At 65.9% G+C, this 17,684-nt stretch carries 16 protein-coding genes and 1 pseudogene; 9 read left to right on the top strand and 8 right to left on the bottom strand.

Annotated elements, in window-relative coordinates:
* Positions 1-37 precede the first annotated feature (37 nt).
* Entirely contained in the window at positions 38-997 is a 960-nt protein-coding gene (locus GGI48_RS29685; RefSeq protein ID WP_179601530.1) for a FecR family protein, read from the bottom strand.
* 7 nt (positions 998-1,004) lie between these two features.
* Positions 1,005-1,502: pseudogene (locus GGI48_RS29680) on the bottom strand (RNA polymerase sigma factor); the annotation flags it as partial.
* Positions 1,503-1,760: 258 nt separating this feature from the next.
* Here GGI48_RS29680 and GGI48_RS29675 point away from each other — a divergent pair.
* On the top strand, positions 1,761-3,200 hold the full coding sequence (locus tag GGI48_RS29675; protein WP_179601528.1) for a nucleobase:cation symporter-2 family protein: 1,440 nt from the start codon (positions 1,761-1,763) through the stop codon (positions 3,198-3,200).
* Positions 3,201-3,366: 166 nt separating this feature from the next.
* Positions 3,367-3,828 (top strand): LEA type 2 family protein, encoded by a 462-nt coding sequence (locus GGI48_RS29670; protein WP_016965208.1) that lies wholly within the window; start codon positions 3,367-3,369, stop codon positions 3,826-3,828.
* Positions 3,829-3,831: 3 nt separating this feature from the next.
* Here GGI48_RS29670 and glsB read toward each other — a convergent pair whose 3' ends face one another.
* Positions 3,832-4,740, bottom strand: a complete 909-nt coding sequence (glsB, locus tag GGI48_RS29665) for a glutaminase B (protein WP_179601526.1) — start codon at positions 4,738-4,740, stop codon at positions 3,832-3,834.
* A gap of 413 nt (positions 4,741-5,153) precedes the next feature.
* Between glsB and GGI48_RS29660 the strand changes: the two genes are divergently transcribed.
* Positions 5,154-6,407 carry a ferric reductase-like transmembrane domain-containing protein gene (locus GGI48_RS29660; RefSeq protein ID WP_179601524.1) on the top strand — a complete coding sequence of 418 codons (1,254 nt, stop codon included), beginning with the start codon at positions 5,154-5,156 and terminating at the stop codon, positions 6,405-6,407.
* On the opposite strand, the gene GGI48_RS29655 is transcribed toward GGI48_RS29660, so the two are convergent.
* Entirely contained in the window at positions 6,408-7,946 is a 1,539-nt protein-coding gene (locus GGI48_RS29655; protein ID WP_179601522.1) for an MFS transporter, read from the bottom strand.
* A 129-nt stretch (positions 7,947-8,075) separates the two neighbouring features.
* On the opposite strand from GGI48_RS29655, the gene GGI48_RS29650 reads away from it, so the two are divergent.
* Entirely contained in the window at positions 8,076-8,984 is a 909-nt protein-coding gene (locus tag GGI48_RS29650) for a LysR family transcriptional regulator (RefSeq protein WP_179601519.1), read from the top strand.
* A gap of 2 nt (positions 8,985-8,986) precedes the next feature.
* Positions 8,987-9,535, top strand: a complete 549-nt coding sequence (locus tag GGI48_RS29645) for a GNAT family N-acetyltransferase (protein WP_181957016.1) — start codon at positions 8,987-8,989, stop codon at positions 9,533-9,535.
* Here the strand turns inward: GGI48_RS29645 and GGI48_RS29640 are convergent.
* A complete protein-coding gene (locus GGI48_RS29640) occupies positions 9,528-10,448 on the bottom strand; it encodes a carbon-nitrogen hydrolase family protein (RefSeq protein WP_179601517.1) in 921 nt (306 codons plus the stop codon). The two genes, GGI48_RS29645 and GGI48_RS29640, sit on opposite strands and share 8 nt — an antisense overlap.
* Positions 10,449-10,532: 84 nt before the next feature.
* Between GGI48_RS29640 and GGI48_RS29635 the strand changes: the two genes are divergently transcribed.
* The gene (locus GGI48_RS29635) at positions 10,533-11,468 is read left to right on the top strand and encodes a LysR family transcriptional regulator (protein ID WP_103740453.1); all 936 of its coding nucleotides are present in this window, start codon (positions 10,533-10,535) and stop codon (positions 11,466-11,468) included.
* Here the strand turns inward: GGI48_RS29635 and GGI48_RS29630 are convergent.
* The gene (locus GGI48_RS29630) at positions 11,440-11,694 is read right to left on the bottom strand and encodes a hypothetical protein (RefSeq protein ID WP_179601516.1); all 255 of its coding nucleotides are present in this window, start codon (positions 11,692-11,694) and stop codon (positions 11,440-11,442) included. The two genes, GGI48_RS29635 and GGI48_RS29630, sit on opposite strands and share 29 nt — an antisense overlap.
* Before the next feature lie 233 nt (positions 11,695-11,927).
* On the opposite strand from GGI48_RS29630, the gene GGI48_RS29625 reads away from it, so the two are divergent.
* Entirely contained in the window at positions 11,928-12,248 is a 321-nt protein-coding gene (locus GGI48_RS29625) for a YqjD family protein (protein WP_016962600.1), read from the top strand.
* A gap of 51 nt (positions 12,249-12,299) precedes the next feature.
* Here GGI48_RS29625 and GGI48_RS29620 read toward each other — a convergent pair whose 3' ends face one another.
* The gene (locus GGI48_RS29620; protein ID WP_179601514.1) at positions 12,300-13,337 is read right to left on the bottom strand and encodes an Ldh family oxidoreductase; all 1,038 of its coding nucleotides are present in this window, start codon (positions 13,335-13,337) and stop codon (positions 12,300-12,302) included.
* Between the two features lie 266 nt (positions 13,338-13,603).
* Between GGI48_RS29620 and GGI48_RS29615 the strand changes: the two genes are divergently transcribed.
* A complete protein-coding gene (locus GGI48_RS29615) occupies positions 13,604-14,605 on the top strand; it encodes a FecR family protein (RefSeq protein WP_016966334.1) in 1,002 nt (333 codons plus the stop codon).
* Positions 14,606-14,657: 52 nt separating this feature from the next.
* On the opposite strand, the gene GGI48_RS29610 is transcribed toward GGI48_RS29615, so the two are convergent.
* Complete coding sequence (locus GGI48_RS29610) at positions 14,658-17,003, bottom strand: acylase (protein ID WP_179601512.1); 2,346 nt, start codon at positions 17,001-17,003, stop codon at positions 14,658-14,660.
* A gap of 297 nt (positions 17,004-17,300) precedes the next feature.
* On the opposite strand from GGI48_RS29610, the gene GGI48_RS29605 reads away from it, so the two are divergent.
* Positions 17,301-17,681 (top strand): fe2+ zn2+ uptake regulation protein, encoded by a 381-nt coding sequence (locus tag GGI48_RS29605; RefSeq protein ID WP_016966336.1) that lies wholly within the window; start codon positions 17,301-17,303, stop codon positions 17,679-17,681.
* Positions 17,682-17,684 lie beyond the last annotated feature (3 nt).

Here is a 17,684-nt window from a genome sequence, read left to right as displayed (position 1 = left end):
CGAGGAACTTGCAATGCGTCGGGCAAAAAAATTTGCCTCAGTGCAAAAGCGCCAACCAGGGCAAGTAGGTCACTTGCAGCGGATAGCGCTGCTGCAAGGCCTTGAGCGAGCCTTGCGGGTCGTGCAGGTCGAACACCCCGCTGATCGCCAGGGCCGCCAACTGGCCGTCGGAAATCAGGATGCGCCCGTGCTGATAGCGCTCCAGCTCGGCGATCACCTCGCCCAGCGGGCGGCCGTTGAAGATCAGCTTGCCGCGCTGCCAGGCGGTCAGGCTGGCGGCGTCCACGCTCTGCTGGGCCAGCAGCGGCTGGCCGGGCTGGTACTGCAGGCGCTGGTCGGCCTGGAGCAGCACCGGTGCGTGGTCGCCACTGAACTGCACCTGGCCCTCGCGCACCACCACCGTCAGTTGGTCCTTGTCACGACGCACGCTGAAGGCACTGGCGGCGCTTTGCAGTTGCTGGGCCTGGGCCTGGACCACGAACGGCCGCTGCGGGTCGGCCAGTGGTTCGAACAACGCCTCGCCGGCGCGCAGGATCACCCGGCGCTCGTGCGCCGAATAAGCCACCGACAGCGCGCTGCCACTGTTGAGGGTGACCCGCGAGCCGTCCGCCAGGGTGATGCGCTGTTGCTGGCCGACCCCGGTGTGGTAGTCCGAGCTCAAGGCCGGCCATTGCTGCCAGCCGATGCCGCAACCCACCGCCAGCAGCAACGAAGCCGCCAGGGCCGGCCAGAAACGCCGTGGCCGGCGCCCCACGGCGGGCGGCGCCTGATGCGCCCGCGCGGTCTCGGTGTGCCCCAGGTCACCCCAGAGTTGCTGGGCCTCGGCGGCGGCGGCGGCATGCGCCGGGCTGCGCTGGCGCCACTGCTGGAAAGCCATGCGCTGGGCTGGCGTGGCGTGGCCGGAATGCAGCAGCACCAGCCAGTCGATGGCGGCGTCTTCGAGGTTTTCGCGGTGGTCGGTCATGGCGTCGGCAACCGGTGGCAAGGAATTATTCATGGTGGACCTTCAGCCAGTCGCGGCAATGGCGCAGGGCCTGGCCGATGTATTTTGCCACCATGCTTTCGGAAACCCCCAGGCGCACGGCGATCTGCGCCTGGGTCAAGCCTTCCAGGCGATTGAGCAGCAAGGCCTGGCGGGCGTTGTCCGAGAGTTGCGCCAGGGCCTGGTCGAGCAGCGCCAGGCGCTCCTTGGCCAGCAGCACCGCTTCCGGGGCCGGGCCCGGGTCCACCGCTTCGCGGTGTTCCTGGCCGTCGCTGAGGTTGGCCGCCAGGCGCTGCTCGCGGCGCAGGGTGTCGATGGCCAGGTTGCCGGCCACGCGGAAGATGAAACCGCGATCGTTGTGCACCTCCACCGTTTGCGGGTCGACCTTGAGCAGCTTGAGGTAGGTTTCCTGAGCCACGTCCGCCGCCCGCTGGCGGTCGCTCATGCGCCGGGTGAGAAACTTCAGCAGGTCGTCGTAGTGCTCTTGAAAGCTGCGCAGCAGGCTGGGAGTCGGCAGCATCGGGGGGCGGTCCGCAAATCGGGGAGGCGGATTATTCCACAAAGGCAAATGAGAAACAGTATCTTTCGTATCCTTTGCAACTTGGCTTTTTCCGCCTGTTTGCCCTTCTGACCGCGGCGCCTTTCTGGCATCCTGCGCCTCCTTTTTTCTGACCGGGTGCGCAAGTCTTGTCCATGCCATGGCTCTGCGGCCCAAGTCCCGTCCACTTTCCGACGTGTACCCCCGTTGTTTTCACACGTCACTGGCAGGCCTTTTCCCATGACCGCACCTGATCGCTCCCCGCCCCGCTACAAATCCGACCTGATCTACGGCCTCAATGACCGTCCGCATTTCAGCGCGGCGATCTTCGCCGCCCTGCAACATGTGCTGGCCAGCTTCGTCGGCATCATCAGCCCGACCCTGATCTTCGGCGGCGTGCTGGGGCTTGAGAGCGAACTGCCGTACCTGATCAGCATGGCGCTGTTCGTCTCCGGCCTGGGCACCTTCGTCCAGGCCCGGCGCCTGGGGCCCATTGGCTCCGGCCTGCTGTGCGTGCAGGGCACCAGCTTTTCCTTTATCAGCGTGCTGCTCAGCGCCGGGTTCATGGTCAAGGGCCGGGGTGGCAGCACCGACGACATTCTCTCGACCATCTTCGGCATCTGCTTTGTCGCGGCCTTTATCGAGATGTTCCTCAGCCAGTTCATCGGCAAGCTGCGCAAGCTGATCACCCCGGTGGTCACCGGCACCATCATTACCCTGATGGGCCTGTCGCTGATCAAGGTGGCGGTCACCGACATGGCCGGCGGCTACGGCGCCAGCGACCTGGGCGCGGCGAGCAACCTGGGCCTGGCGGCGCTGGTGCTGCTGACCATCGTGGTGCTCAACCGCTTCAACCACCCGATGCTGCGCCTGGGCTCGATCGTCATCGGCCTGACCCTGGGCTTCGTGGTGGCCTGGATGCTCGGCCGGGTGGACATGGCCGCCCTGCCCGAGGTGCCGCTGGTGAGCGTACCGGTGCCGTTCAAGTACGGCTTTTCCTTCGACCTGATCGCCTTTATTCCGCTGGCGGTGATCTTCCTGATCTCGCCCCTGGAAGCGGCCGGCGACCTGACCGCCAACTCGATGATTTCCCAGCAGCCGGTCAAGGGCCCGCTGTACATCAAGCGCATCAAGTCCGGGCTGCTGGCGGACGGTTTCAACTCGGCGGTGGCGGCGGTGTTCAACAGCCTGCCGATGGTGACCTTTGCCCAGAACAACGGGGTGATCCAGCTGACCGGCGTGGCCAGCCGCTACGTGGCCTACTTCATCGCCGGGCTGCTGGTGCTGCTGGGGCTGTTCCCGGTGATCGGCGCGGTGCTGCAACTGATGCCCAAGCCGGTGCTAGGCGGCGCCACGCTGATCATGTTCGGCACCGTGGCCGTGGCCGGGATCAAGATCCTCGCCGAAGCCGGGCTGCACCGGCGCAACGTGCTGATCGTGGCCATTTCCCTGGGCATGGGCCTGGGGGTGGCGGCGGTGCCGGAAGTGCTGCGCGAGCTGCCCAAGGCGCTGCACAACATCTTCGAGTCGCCGATCACCGTGGGTGCTTTCTGCGCGATCTTCCTCAATATCTTCCTGCCGGAGGAGTTCCTTGAGCTGGAAGAAGATGAGTTCGATCCGGAAGCGGCGACCCTCAAGGTCATGCAGGACCCGGACATGAGCGGCAAAGCGAACTCCTGAGGCTCGCGGGCGTCTATGCTGCGTGCGCTGGTGACCGGCCCTCGGCCTTGAGGTAGGTCGAGGGTTGGCCAGGCAAGGCCCTGCGGGCCTTGTCGCAGCCTCGCTGGCTCGGCAGCGGCTACAAGGTGCCGGGCAACCTTTCATTTCCCTTGCCGACAGGTATGCCATGCGTAGATTGATCGCCTTGACCCTGGTACTGCTCAGCCTCAGCGCCTGTGCGCTGTTGCCCAACCGCGACCCGCTGGCGATCAACGTGGTGGGCATCGAGCCGCTGCCGAGCCAGGACCTGGAAATGCGTTTCGCGGTGAAACTGCGCCTGCAGAACCCCAACGAAAGCCCCATCGACTACAACGGCGTGGCCCTGGACCTGGAAGTCAACGGTCGCCCGCTGGCCTCCGGGGTCAGCGACCAGCAAGGGCATATCGGCCGCTACTCGGAAGACATCCTGGTGATCCCGGTCAGCGTCTCGGCCTTCTCGGTGCTGCGCCAGACCCTGGGCCTGAGCCAGACCCAGAGCCTGGACAACCTGCCCTACGTGCTGCGCGGCAAGCTGGCCGGCGGCTTGTTCGGCACCCAGCGCTTTATCGATCGCGGGCAGATCAGCCTGAACAACCCGGGCGCCTGGTAAGTCCTAGAACACTGACCAGCCTATGCGCTGGCTGAGCAGCTCCAAGGCCGCCATGCCCACCAGCGAGTTGCCGGCGGTGTTGAGTTCCGGCGACCACACGCACACCGTGAACTGCCCCGGCACCACCGCGACAATCCCCCCACCGACCCCGCTCTTGCCCGGCAGGCCGACCCGATAGGCGAAGTTGCCGGCCTCGTCGTACAGGCCGCTGGTGGCCATGATCGAGTTGACCTGCTGGGTCTGGCGGCGGCTGAGGATCTGCTCGCCGCTGTGCTTGCAGAAGCCGTCGTTGGCCAGGAAGCAGAACGCCCGTGCCAGATCGACGCAGCTCATGCGCAGCGCGCAATGACTGAAATAGTTGCGCAGCACCGCTTCGACATCGTTATGGAAGTTGCCGAAGGACTGCATCAGGTAGGCCATGGCCGCATTGCGGGCCCGGTGCTGATATTCCGACTCCGCCACCCGGCCATCCACCAGCACCTGATGGTTGCCCGACAGGCGCCGGACGAAATCGCGCATGGACAAGGCCGGCGCGGCGAAGCGCGACTGGTTGATGTCGCAGATCACCAGGGCCCCGGCGTTGATAAAGGGATTGCGCGGACGGCCGCGCTCGAACTCCAGTTGCACCAGGGAGTTGAAGGGTTGTCCCGAGGGCTCGTGGCCCAGGCGTTCCCAGATCGCTTCGCCGGAATGGCCGATGGCCTGCACCAGGCTGAAGACCTTGGAAATACTTTGCACCGAGAATGGCGTGTCCGCGTCACCGGCGCTGAACACCTGGCCATCGTTGCCGTATACGGCAATCCCCAACTGGTTGGCCGGCACATCGGCCAGGGCCGGAATGTAGTTGGCGACCCGGCCTTGGCCGATCAGGGGGCGGACTTCATCGAGAATCTGGTTCAACAGGGCTTGCATGTTCAGGCTCATCATCACGGGCCCCGGTACGGCTGCGGGGCTATGGCTGCTAGACGCACGCCAGGGCCTGCGCAGCACACCCAAGTGCACATCTGCGCTACCAGCCGCGCCAACGCCATCCGTAGGAGCCAGCCGCACCCACGCCGTGCACAGGAAATCGAAATGCAATTGAGTTTCGATCATTTTCGTCAATCGCAAAATACCGAATCGGTGACCCGCATCAGCTTGAATTAAGGTTCAGGCGCTAGAATGGCCTCCGGTTACGCGCGAACAAAGCTGTCATATCCTGCTATGCCCCAGCGCCACACCACTCCACGCATCGCGCCTTTTGGCGTCGCCCCCATGACCACGGGGCCTGTGCGGCAATCGATGTTCATGCCATGACGGCATTTCCTGAGCGGAGTCATGCACCCTTGAAAACCTGGCACACGATAATCGGCGTTCTGCTGATCACCACCTTCACCCTCCTGCTGGAGATTCCTTCCGCCACCTGGCTGACCTCCGCCACCCTGAGCATGATCCTGGGCAGCACGGCCCTGGCCTACATGGCCCTGTCCTGCCTGCTGGCGGCCCGCTGGGGTTTTGTCGAGCGCCTGTTCGGTGGCCTCGACCGGGTCTACGAGGTGCATAAATGGCTGGGAATCTGGGCCCTGGCGTTCGCCAGCTATCACCTGGTGTTCAAGGCCAACCTGGACGAATGGAACAGCGTGCCGATCCTCGAACTGTCCAAATACTGGACCCGCCTGGTGCGCCAGTTGAGCTATGTGGCCCTGGGCCTGATCGTGCTCCTGGCGCTGAACCGCAACATCCCCTACAGCCAGTGGCGCTGGTGGCACAAGCTGTCCGGGCCGCTGTTCCTGATCGTCATCCTGCACGGCGTGAGCTTCAAGTCGCCGATCACCCTGGACTCGCCATCGGGCCTGTGGCTGGGCGCGCTGTGCGTCCTCGGGGTGCTGGGCGCCCTGTACAAACTGCTGCTCTACCCGTTCGTGGCCAAGGCCGGCGAATACCAGGTGAGCGCGGTCCGGGTGGAGAAGAACTCCCTGCACCTGGAACTGCGCCCCCTGGGCCGGGGTTTTCCGTTCAAGGCCGGGCAGTTCGCTTTTCTGTCGATGCAGGAAAAGGGCCTGCGCGAGCCGCACCCCTTCACCATCGCCAGCGCCCAGGCCGAGGATGGGCGCATCGAATTCGTGATCCGCGCCCTCGGCGACTACACCCAACGGCTGCGCAAACAGGTGAAGGTCGGCATGCGCGCTGACCTCTACGCGCCTTATGGCCGCTTCAAGCGGCCCCAGGAAGCGGCTCGGGAAATCTGGATCGGTGGTGGCGTGGGCATCTCGCCGTTCATTTCCTGGTTGCAGGACGCGGCCGCCGGAGAATTCGACAAGGCCACCCTGGTGTATTGCTACAACCCGTCCCGGGCCTTTCCCAGCGTCGACACCCTGCAAGGCATGGCCCAGGCCCGCGGCGTGGACTTCGTCGCCAACAGCGGCGGCACCGAGTCCCTGGCCCAGACCCTCAAACGCACGGCCACGGAAACCGACCCGCAGCAGATCCAGATCAGCTTCTGCGGACCCAAGGGCCTGCTGGCCCAGGTACGGGAACTGATGAACGAGTACCGGATTCCCGAAGCCAACCTGCACTACAAGTTCTTCGAGTTCCGCTGATCAGTTTCCAAGGCGGTGCGGGTGGCGCGGCTCATGCAGCGCCACCTTGACCACCAGGGCCGCCAGCAGGGTGATGAGCATCAACACCTGCAACAGCTGGCTGAAGGCCTGGGAGTAAAGGTGCAGCAACGCCTCCCGGGGCAAGGTCGGCAAGGACCCGGCACTGGCCGCCAGATCGCCACCGGCCAACTGCCGGGCCGCCAGCGCCAGGGATTCCCCCGGCGTCGCCTGAGGCCCAAGAGCGTGCTGCAACAGCCCCGCCAGCAACGCCACCACCAGGGCCAGGGCAATGCCCTCGCCCGCCACCCGGGTGGTACTGAAGATGCCACTGGCCATGCCGGCCCGCTCCTTGGGCACCACGCTCACCGACAGCCCATCCATCAAGCCCCAGGGCAATCCGCTGCCCAGGCCGATCACCAGCAATGGCCAGGCGCGCTGGACAGCGGCCTGCCCCGGCTCGATCCGACTGAGCCAGAACAGCCCGCCGGCGGCCACCAGCAACCCCAGGCTCGACAGGTTGCCGGCGCTGAACCAGCGGTTGAGCCAGCCCGCGGCAAAGGGCACCACCAGCATAGGGGCCGACAGGGCCATCATCAGGATTCCGGCGTCGATCTCGCTGTAGCCTTCGACACCGATAAAGCGGATCGGCAGCAGGATCAGCAGCACCACGTAGCAGTAGCAGGTGGCGATGGGCAGCACCTGCACCCCGACAAAACGCGGGTAGCGAAACAGCGACAGATCAAGCATCGGTCGCGCCGCCCGCCGCTCCACGACAATGAACAGCCCCAGCGCCAGCAGCGCCCCCGCCAGCAACGCCAGGACCCAGGGACTGCCCCAACCGCTTTGCGGCGCTTGCAGGATGCCCCAGGTCAGCAGCACCAGGGCCAGGGTGAAACTCAAGGTGCCGGGCCAGTCCACGCCCCGGGCCTCGGGATCCCTGGACTCCTGCATGCGCGGCACGCCAAAGGCCAGGGACAGGCCACCGATCAGCGCGCCGGAGACGAAGATCGCGCGCCAGCCGCTGTGTTCCACCAAGACCCCGGCGAGGATCGGGCCAAAGGCCAGGCCGACGCCAAAGGTGGTGCCCAGCAAGCTGAAGGCCCGAGTCCGCGTCGGGCCGTCGAAGGCCTGGGCCAGGGCCGCCGAACCACCGGCCAGGGCCGCAGCGCCGGCCAGGCCCTGGACCCCGCGCAGCAGGTTGAGCCACAGCAGCGACGGCACGAACACCAGGGCCAGGGAACTCAGGCCGAACAGCGCCACCCCCAGGCTGAACAGGCGCTTGCGACCGTACTCGTCGGCCAGGGTGCCGGCCGCCATCAGCACACTACCAAAGGCCAGCATGAAGGCATTGGTGGTCCAGCTCAGGGCCAGCGGGCTGCCCCCCAGCTCGCGGGCGATGGCCGGGGTCGCCACGGCCACGCCGACAAAGGTCAGGGGCAGCATCAGCGCCGCTAGGCACACCGCCGCCAATACACCGTAGGCACCCCGTTCGCGGGTGCGGGCCGGCAGCCCCAGGGACAGGTCGAGTTCAGGATTCACGGACACCTCTGCACGCCCTGGCAATCAGGGCCGATGGAAGAAAAACCCAGGATAGGCAGGCCGCAATCGATAAAAAACAGGGCATTATTCCGCTCTTTACCGACAAAAACGCTGCAATCGAGGTGCACCATGGACAACCTGAACGGCCTGCACGTGTTTGTCTGCGTGGTCCAGAGTGGCAGCCTGGTGGCCGCCGGCGAGCGCCTGGGGCTGTCCGCCTCGGCCGTGGGCAAGGCGTTGTCGCGCCTGGAACAGCGGCTCGGCGTGCGCCTGCTCAACCGCAGCACCCGGCGCCTCAGCCTGACCGACGAAGGCACGCTGTTCTACGAACGCGGCCAGCGCATCGTCGATCAGGTACAGGAAGCCGAGGCCGAACTGGCGCGGCTCAGCGATGCGCCCCGGGGGCGCTTGCGGGTCAGCCTGCCGGCCATCGGCTACCGCATGCTGCTGCCGATCCTCCCGGCGTTCTCCGCGCGCTACCCGGACATCGAACTGGACCTGGATTTCAACGACCGGCTGATCGACGTCATCGCCGAAGGGGTGGATGCGGTGATCCGCAGCGGCGAGTTGCCGGATTCCCAGCTCAAGTCCCGCAGCCTCGGGCCCTTCGGCTTCGTACTGGTGGGCGCGCCCGGCTACTTCGCCCGCCGCGGCACGCCCCAGACCCCCAGGGACCTGGAGCACCACGCCTGCCTGCGCTACAAGTTTCCCGGCGGCACCCAACTGCAACAGTGGCGCCTGCACCTGGCCGACAGCGCCGCGCCGCTGGTGCTGGGCAGCGCCTTGACCAGCAACAACCTGGAGTCGCTGATCCATGCCGCGACCCAGGGCCTGGGCATCGCCTACGTACCGGACTTCGTGGTTGGCGGCGCCCTGGCCGACGGCAGCCTGGTGTCGGTGCTGGACGACTACCAGCAAGAGCGCGGCAAGTTCTCTATCCTCTGGCCCAACAGCCGGCACCTGCTGCCCAAGCTGCGGGTGTTCGTCGACTTTCTCGGCGAGCACCTGCTGCTCGGCAAGCCGCACAAGGAGTCCTGATCATGATTGGCAGCCTGCCCACCCTGCACACCGAGCGGCTATTGCTGCGGCCCCTGGAACTGGCGGACGCCGAGGCCATCCAGCAACTGTTTCCACACTGGGAGGTGGTGCGCTACCTCAACGCCCTGGTGCCCTGGCCCTACCCGGCCGACGGCGCCTTGAGCTTCGTGCGGGACCTGGCGCTGCCGGCGATGGCCCGGGGCACGGAATGGCACTGGACCCTGCGCCTGCGCAGCAACCCCGGGCAGATGATCGGCAGCATCAGCCTGATGGATGAAACCGATAACCACCGCGGCTTTTGGCTGGCTCCGGCATGGCAGGGCCATGGCTACATGAGCGAGGCCTGCGAGGCGGTGGACCACTATTGGTTCGAGGTGCTGCAACAACCGCTGATGCGGGTGCCCAAGGCGGCGCCGAACCAGGGTTCGCGGCGGATTTCCGAGCGTGGCGGCATGCGCCTGATCCGCTCGGAAGCAGGCGAGTTCGTCAGCGGACGCTTCCCCGTGGACCTGTGGGAAATCACCCGCGAGGAATGGCGCCGGCTCAGGTAAAGCGCACCCCGGGACGGGGGCGCTGGTCCACGCTCAGTTCAAATACATCCGGGCGCGCGTAATGGCCGGCCACGTCGTAGTCATAACGCGCGCGCACCAGATCGGCGGTGTCGATCTCGGCGCTGATCAGCCCGGCACGGCCCACCAGCGGCCCGGCCAGCACATCGCCCATGGGCCCGACGATCACGCTGCCGCCGGCAATCAACGGCCGCTGCGCCGGCCAGTTGGCAATCTCCAGCCCCAGTTCCTCCGGCGAGGCCTGCACCTGACAGGCACTGACCACGAAGCAGCGACCTTCATGGGCAATGTGGCGCATGCTCACTTGCCACATTTCCCGCTCGTCCACCGTCGGCGCGCACCAGACTTCGATGCCCTGGGCATACATCGCGGTGCGCAGCAGCGGCATCATGTTTTCCCAGCAGATCACCGCGCCAAGCCGGCCGACCTGGGTGTCCAGCACCGGCAGGGTCGAGCCGTCGCCCTTGCCCCAGATCAGCCGCTCGGTGCCGGTGGGCATCAATTTGCGGTGCTTGCCCACCAGCCCCGCCTGCGGGTCGAAATACAGCGCCGTGCAATACAAGGTACTGCCGCTGCGCTCGATCACCCCCAGCACCAGGTTGGCCCCGGTCCGCGCCGACAGCCCGGCCAGGGCCTCGGTTTCGGCCCCGGGGACGTCGATGGCATTGGCAAAGTAGCGGGCGAAGGCCTCGCGCCCTTCCGGCAGGCGATAGCCCAGCTGGGTGCCGAAGCCTTCCCCCTTGGGGTAGCCCCCGAGCAGCGCTTCGGGCATCACCACCAGTTGCGCACCGGCCTCGATGATGGCGGCTTGGTAAGACAGGATCTGCTCCAGGGTGGCCGCCTTGCCTTCAGGCAGGGCACCGATTTGCAGGGCAGCGACGATGGACTTGGGCATGACGTGTTTCCTCGAAGGATCAGGTGTTGCGCATTCTGCGGGCGCCGCCGATCATCGATAAACCCCAACTCAGTGCTTAATGATATGAACCAGATGAATATCGCCAGCGTCGATCTCAACCTGCTCAAGGCCTTCGAAGCCTTGCATGACGAGTCCAGCGCCAGCCGCGCCGCCCTGCGCCTGGGGGTCACCCAATCGGCGATGAGCGCGGCCTTGCGCCGGCTGCGGGAGCTGTATGGCGACCCGCTGTTCGTGCGCACCGGGCGCGGGCTGGCACCGACCCTCAAGGCCAATCAGTTGAAGCCGGTGGTCAGCGATGCCCTGAACAAATGCCGCCAGAGCCTGGCCATGGTCGCCCCGGACACCGGCGATTATCAGGGGCGCTCGGTGACGCTCGGGCTGTCGGATGATTTCGAGATTGCCTATGGCCGGCAGATGATCGAGGCCGTGGCCCGGCGGGCGCCCAAGCTGCGGCTGATTTTCCGCCAGACCCACAGCCAGATCGTCGCCGAGGCGCTGTTGCAGCGCAGTGTCGACCTGGCCATCAGTGCCGGCGGTTTTGCCGAACGCCTGCTCAGCCGCCAGGTACTGGGGGAAGGGGCTTACCTGTGCCTGGCCGACCCGGCCAGCCTGGCTCCCGGGCAGCAAGGCATCAGCCTTGAAGAGTTCGTTGCGCGTGAGCACCTGCTGGTGTCGTCCCAGGGCTTTATCGGCATCACCGATGAAGGCCTGGCGAACCTGGGCCTCAGTCGCCGGGTGTGCGCCTCGACCACGCACTTTGCGGCGCTGCCCTTTCTGCTCAAGGGCAGCCAGGCGGTGGCGACCATTCCCGACCATGCCGCCCGGCGCATCGCCGAGCTCACCGGCCTGCAACTGCTGCCCTGCCCCCTGGCGCTGCCGCGTTATCCGATCGAGCTGGGCTGGCGCACCAGCCCGCAGACCGATCCGCTGCTGGTGAAGGTGCGCGAGGCGATCGTCGAGAGTTTCGCCCTTACTTGTTCGCCGCCATCAGGCGATTGACTTCGCTGCGCACCATGTTGGAGAACTCCGGCGGCGACATGCCGTCGAGTTCGGCACGGACCCACTCGGCCCACTTGCCCTTGCGCTTGCCGCGCTCGCCGAACAACCGCGCGCCCTCGCCCTTGGCCTTGCCCAGGTTGCTCTGCCACAGTTCGAACAGACGGGACTTCTCGTCCTCGATGGCGGCGCGTTCGGCCAGGGGCTTGTTAGCCAGATTGAAACTCATGGGAAATTCCTGCTGCGTAAAATAGGCGACATCTTACACTGTAGGGGCTGACGGGTTTACCCCGGGCTGGCGAGCAAGGGGCAAAATGGCTGCAACTTTTGCCCCGGCACCGGACTCCATTGCAGGTACCCGATCACTGCAGCCGCTGCCGCAGACTGCAATCGGCTTGAGCTGGCCTGGTGCTGCACAAGGCGCTCATGCACCACCGTTCACATTGTCCAAGGAAAAACTTCATGCCTCGTAAATCAGCCGCGCAAGCGGAAAACGATCAAATCAAGGATCAGGCCTTCAGCGAGTTGCAGGCGCTGATCGAAGAGTCGGAAAAACTACTCAAGGGCAGCGCCACCCTGGTGGGCGAAGAAGGTGAAAGCCTGCGCCGGCAGGTGAGCCTCAAGCTCAAGCAGGCGCTGGATTCGGTGAGCCATGTGCGCGAACGCAGCAAGCCGGTGGTGGATGCCACCGAGCAGTACATCGGTGGCCATCCGTGGCAGACCGTGGCCATCTCCGCCGGTGTCGGGCTGGTGGTCGGTCTGTTGCTCGGCCGTCGTTCCTGACCGCCCTGCAGGCCGGGCCCCTCGCCGGCCCGGCCTGCATTTCTGTGTCCTTCAGCCCCGCGCCAGATCCCGCAAGCGCTGCAGTTGCGCAGCGTCGATGGCAATCCCTTGTTGCAGCGAACGCTCGCGCTGCTGATGCCGGCGCTCCCCGGGCAGACGCTTGAGCCCCACCGCGTGCATCTGCCGCACCAGTTCCTGGCTGCGCTCGGCGAAGCTCTGCCCGGCGGCCTTGCTCGGATCGATGACGATCAGCAACTGCCCGGTCCAGGGCGTCTTGGCCCCGGGATGATTGGACCAGTCGAACTCGAAAGAGAAATGGCCGCCCGTCAGCGCCGCAGCGAGCAGTTCCACCATCATCGACAGCGCCGAGCCCTTGTGCCCACCAAAGGGCAGCAGCGCCCCGCCTTCGAGGATCGCCTTGGGGTCCTGGGTCGGCTGCCCCAGCCTGTCGACGCCAATGCCCAGGGGCAGGCGCTTGCCCTCGCGCGCGGCAATCTGCACATCGCCATGGGCAATGGCGCTGGTGGCCAGGTCGAAGACAATCGGCTGGCCCTGGGCCTGGGGCGCGGCGAAGGCGATCGGGTTGGTGCCGAACAATGGCCGGTCGGCCCCGTGGGGCACCACGCAGGTCATGCTGTTGACCACGCTCAAGGCCACCAGCCCTTGTTCGGCAAAGGGTTCGACATCCGGCCAGAGTGCGGCGAAATGGTGCGAGTTGCGGATCGCCAGGACGGCAATCCCGGCCTCGCGGGCCTTGTGCACCAGCAGCTCGCGGGCCGCCGCCAGGGCCGGCTGGGCAAACCCGTTGCCGGCATCGACCCGGACAAAGGCGGCGGCCACGTCTTCCACCACCGGTTGCGCCTGGCCATTGACCCAGCCACTGGCCAGGGTCGAGACGTAGCCGGGAATACGGAACACGCCGTGACTGTGGGCGCCGTCGCGCTCGGCGCCGGCGCAGTTCTCGGCCAGGCAACGGGCGACGTCGGCGCGACAGCCGTGGCCCAGGAAAATCGTCTCCAGCAACTGCACCAGCGCCGGAAAAGACAGGTATTCAGAGGGGGTATCAACAACCGGGGACGAGGCAGACATCTGAAGCTCCAGAGTAATTATTGGAGGGGGCAACAGCGCGTGACCCGCGATTAAACAACGCCGAGCCGCAACCCTGTCAACCACCGCCTGCAGCTTGCAGGGAAAGTGCCAGGATCCCCCCTTGCGGCGGTATCCGCAGCCCTGTCCGCAGCGCCGCCGAGGGCCGTCGCGGATGAAAATAACCCGAGGTTACTGGGCAATCGCCATCATGGTTGTTCTCCAAGGCTTGTCGCGAAGGGTAGAATGCGCGAAATCAGGAAGAGTCAATGAGCCAACAGATCCTCTCAGAAGCCGAGTACGACGCCATTACCCAGGCTGCGGCGCAATGGTGCATGCGCCTGCACGAAGCAGACTGCAGCGATGCCGAACGCCTGGCCTTTCAGCAATGGCATGATGCCGACCCACTGCACGCCTTCGAATACCAGGCCATGCGGGAAATCTGGGAAGTGGCCGATCAACTGCCGCCCTCCGCCCTGTCGACCCCGGCGCCCCAGCCTGCGCCACGGCGCAGTTGGCAGCGTTACGGCGTGGCCGCGGCCATTGCCCTGTGCGCCCTGCCCCTGGCCGCCTACAGCGGCTGGGAACTGGGCTGGCTGCCCTCGTCCTACGAACGCTTCGAAGCCGGCGACAGCCTGCGCAGCGTGACCCTGGCCGATGGCAGCCAGGTCGAGCTGAACCTGGGCAGCGCCCTGACCTACAGCAACTACAAGGACCAGCGCCGGGTCACCCTGAACAAGGGCGAGGCGTTCTTCAAGGTCAGCCACGACAGCGCCCACCCTTTCGTGGTCAAGGCCGCCCGCGGCCAGATCAAGGTCACCGGCACCCAGTTCAATGTGTGGATGTATGAAGACCAGGTGCGGGTCACCCTGCTGCAGGGCTCGGTGCTGGTCAACAGCAACACCGCCCAGCCTGGCGAGGGCTTCCGCCTGGAGCCCGGCATGCAGGCCCGCTATCAGGAAGGCGACTACGCGCCGCAGATCAGCCAGACCTACAGCAACGACAGTTCCCTGGCCTGGCGCAGCGGCAAGCTGGTGCTGGACAACCTGTCCCTCAGCGAGGCCCTGCCACTGATCAATCGCTATCTGGATACCCCGGTGCAACTGGCCGACAGCCAGACCGGCAGCATCCGTGTCGGCGGCATCTACAACACTCGGGAGGTCAAGAGCCTGCTGGCCTCGCTGCCCAAGGTGCTGCCGGTCTACCTGACGCGCAATCACCAAGGCAATCCGGTGATCAACTCGTTGCCCCAGTCCCCGCCAAAAAGCTGAAGGCCGCCCCGTTGCGGGGGCGGCCTCGATTCACTTCAACCTCTGACACCCACTACTTGGCCAACGGCTGGGAATCCTGTCGCGGCTCCTCGATCAGTTGCGACTGATACTGGCCATCGGCGCGGATCTGCGCCTCGGTAAAGGGCAGCACCTGCCACTGATGACGGGCGAACGCCTCGGTCTGGTCGCGAAAATGCGCCGAGGCCGGATCGCTGGACAGGGAGAACGCCAGCACCCCCAGGGCCCGCGGGCCCTGCTCGTCGAAGCTGACCACATTCAGGTAGCTGGTGCCGCTGACCACCTCGCGCTTGCCGTCCGCCCCCGGCACGCTCTGGATGGCGTTGTACACCCCCAGGCTTTCCGGACCGCCGGGCACCGGGGTCGGCCGTCCGCCCTGGCTCACCTGCTGGATATCGCCCCAACGCACATCGGCGCCCAGCCCGGCCTGCTCCACCTGCTGCGCCGAGGCCAGCATTGCCTCGCGCAGGGCCTGGGTCACCGGCGGACGACTGATGGCCAGTCCACGGGGCGTGTGCTGCGGGTCCTTGGGATCGAAGGCTACGCGCCAGATATCGGGACTCTGCAACAGCGGCTGCATGATGCCCTGGAAGTGCACGAGCCCCAGGCCCGCCTGCAATCCGGCGCTGCGGTCCCAGGACTTGAGGCTGGCGCACAGCGCGGCCAGTCGCTGGGCGTCGGGCCCCAGGTCCTGCGCGCAGAATTGCAGCAGGTCCGGCATCACCTGCCCGGCCAGGTACACCTGATCGTCCGTGACCATGTGCTGCAGATCGCTGACCTGGGCCTTGGGCATCCGGCTCAAGCGATCCAGGGCAAAACGCGCGCGCAGCTTCAGCGGCACGTCCTGCTGGCTGATCACCGGCGAGAAACCCCGCAGCGGCGCCGCCGGGTTGACCATCCAGGCCGAGTCATTGGAATGCTGCAGGTAGTCGTTGCGCGCCAGCTGCGGCAACTGGCTGGCGGCGAAGATCCCCGGCTGCGCCGCGGCCGGATCGATGTCCCAGGCACAGGCGCTGCGCGAGCCATCCAGAACGATCACCCGGGTCCCGGCCCGCGGGTCACTGCACTGCGCCAGCTTGGCCTGGGTCACGTTGGGCACCACCGACTGGTTCATGTACAGCGCACGGCCCTGGTCATCCACCGCCAGGGTGTTGACCCAGGGAATGCCCTGCAACCGGTGCACGCTGTCTTGCAGATCGCTGACGCTACCGGCCTGGTTCATCGCGTACCACTGGGCCAGCACCCGGCTGTTGTCGAGGTTGGCGTCGCGCAAGCTGTAGGCGTACTGGTGGTCCCAGTCCAACTCCCCCGGCCATTGCACGATGGGGCCAAACACCGAGCTGTAGAGGGTCCGCGACTGGGGTTGCAAGCGGCCGTCCGCGCCCTTGCCCTGCACCGTCACCACCTGACGCTGCAATGGCAGCGAGCGACCGTCCAGCAGGTAGCGGGTCGGCTCCTTGGGGTCCAGTTGCAGGCGGTACAGGGTGAAGTGCTTGGAGGTATCCACGGTGTGGGTCCAGGCCAGGTGCTGGTTGAAGCCGATATTGATCAGGGGCAGACCGGGCAAGGCGGCGCCCATCACATCCAGTTGGCCGGGAATGGTCAGGTGCATCTGATAGAAGCGCATGCCGCCGATCCAGGGAAAATGCGGATTGGCCAGCAGCAGGCCGCGACCGTTGAACGAACGCTCGCCGCCAATCGCCACGGCGTTGCTGCCCCGATCCAGGGCAAACCCCTGTTGCCGGGCCGCCGCCAGTTGCCACTGCTTGCCACTCAGCGCCGCCTGGGCAGGGGCTCCCGGGGGCGTGGCCGCGGCCAGGGCTTCGGCGAACTGGCCGGCGCCGCCCTCGACCAGCAGGCGCCGGGTCAGCTTCACCAGATCGGCGCTGGTCAGCGGCCGCACCCAATCGCCCTGACACTGCTCCGGCAAGCCCTGAGCGCGGCGCTCGAGCAACTGGCGGTTGAAGCCTTCGACATAGCCCTGCATGCGCTCGCGCAGCGCCGGAGTCTGCGCCTGCCAGAAAGCCGCCACCGCCTCGGGGGTATTCAGCCAGCTGAAAAACACATCGCTGGCCAGGTTGTCGCGCTGCTCCAGGGTCTGGCCCTCGGGACCGAAATACCGCGAGCGCTCGGCGTTGACCGTCAGCACTTCATTGGCCATCAGGCACAGATTGTCCTGGGCATAGGCGTAACCGATGCCATAGCCCAGTCCGCGCTCGTCGGCGGCACGGATATGTGGCACACCAAAGCTGGTGCGGCGGATCTCGGCCTGGACCGGGCCGGGCTGGGGCTGTGGATGGGGCTGGGCCTGAACGCCACCAGCGAGGCTCAGCAACACGGCGGCAAGGGCAACATGCGGGAACTGCCTGGAAATGATCACACCGACTCCTGATACAAAAAAATACAACCAGGACTGGTGCGCAGGCGGGGTTGGGCAATGCCGCCAGTCTGGGAATCCAGCCGCGCGCGGTTCAACCGGCGCATGCCTGCCCATAAAGACGAAGACCGCAAAAAAAATTTACTGCCACAGCGGCGGCCGCGGCGGCCATGACATGTCAGCGACTCGATACTGACAATTTTTCTACATCCAGGGCCTCATGATTGGGCGCGCTCGCTCGTCTAGTACTAGAGCACCCATCATTCTTTTCCTGATCAGGCTCTGATAAGGAGTTCTTGCATGTACAACCCGCAACTGCCAATGGATGGCACCACCGTGAACAACCCGCCCTCGCTGAATGCCGGCGCCGGCGTCTTCGGCCGCAGCGCCGAACGCAACAGCAACGAACGCATCAAGCAACTGCTCAAGAGCTTTGGCCTGCGCACCAGCCTGATTCGCCTGAAAGTCATCGACGCCCTGCTCACCGCCGCCCAGAGCGAGCGCTCCCTGGGCGTGCGCGGCATCCACAGCCACTTGCTGGAACTGGACATACCGCTGTCGTTTCTCAGTGTTCGGGAAGTGTTGAAACGCCTGTGCAGCGAGGGCGTGCTGACCCTCAATGCGGACAAGAGCTACAGCCTGCACCAGCGGGCCGCAGCGGTGCTCGACGGCCTCTCCTGAGGC

It is taken from the genome of Pseudomonas protegens (genome assembly GCF_013407925.2).
GTDB classification, from domain to species: domain Bacteria; phylum Pseudomonadota; class Gammaproteobacteria; order Pseudomonadales; family Pseudomonadaceae; genus Aquipseudomonas; species Aquipseudomonas fluorescens_AP.
Note: the sequence above shows the minus strand (reverse complement) of the source record. Positions and strands in the feature narration are given on the sequence as shown.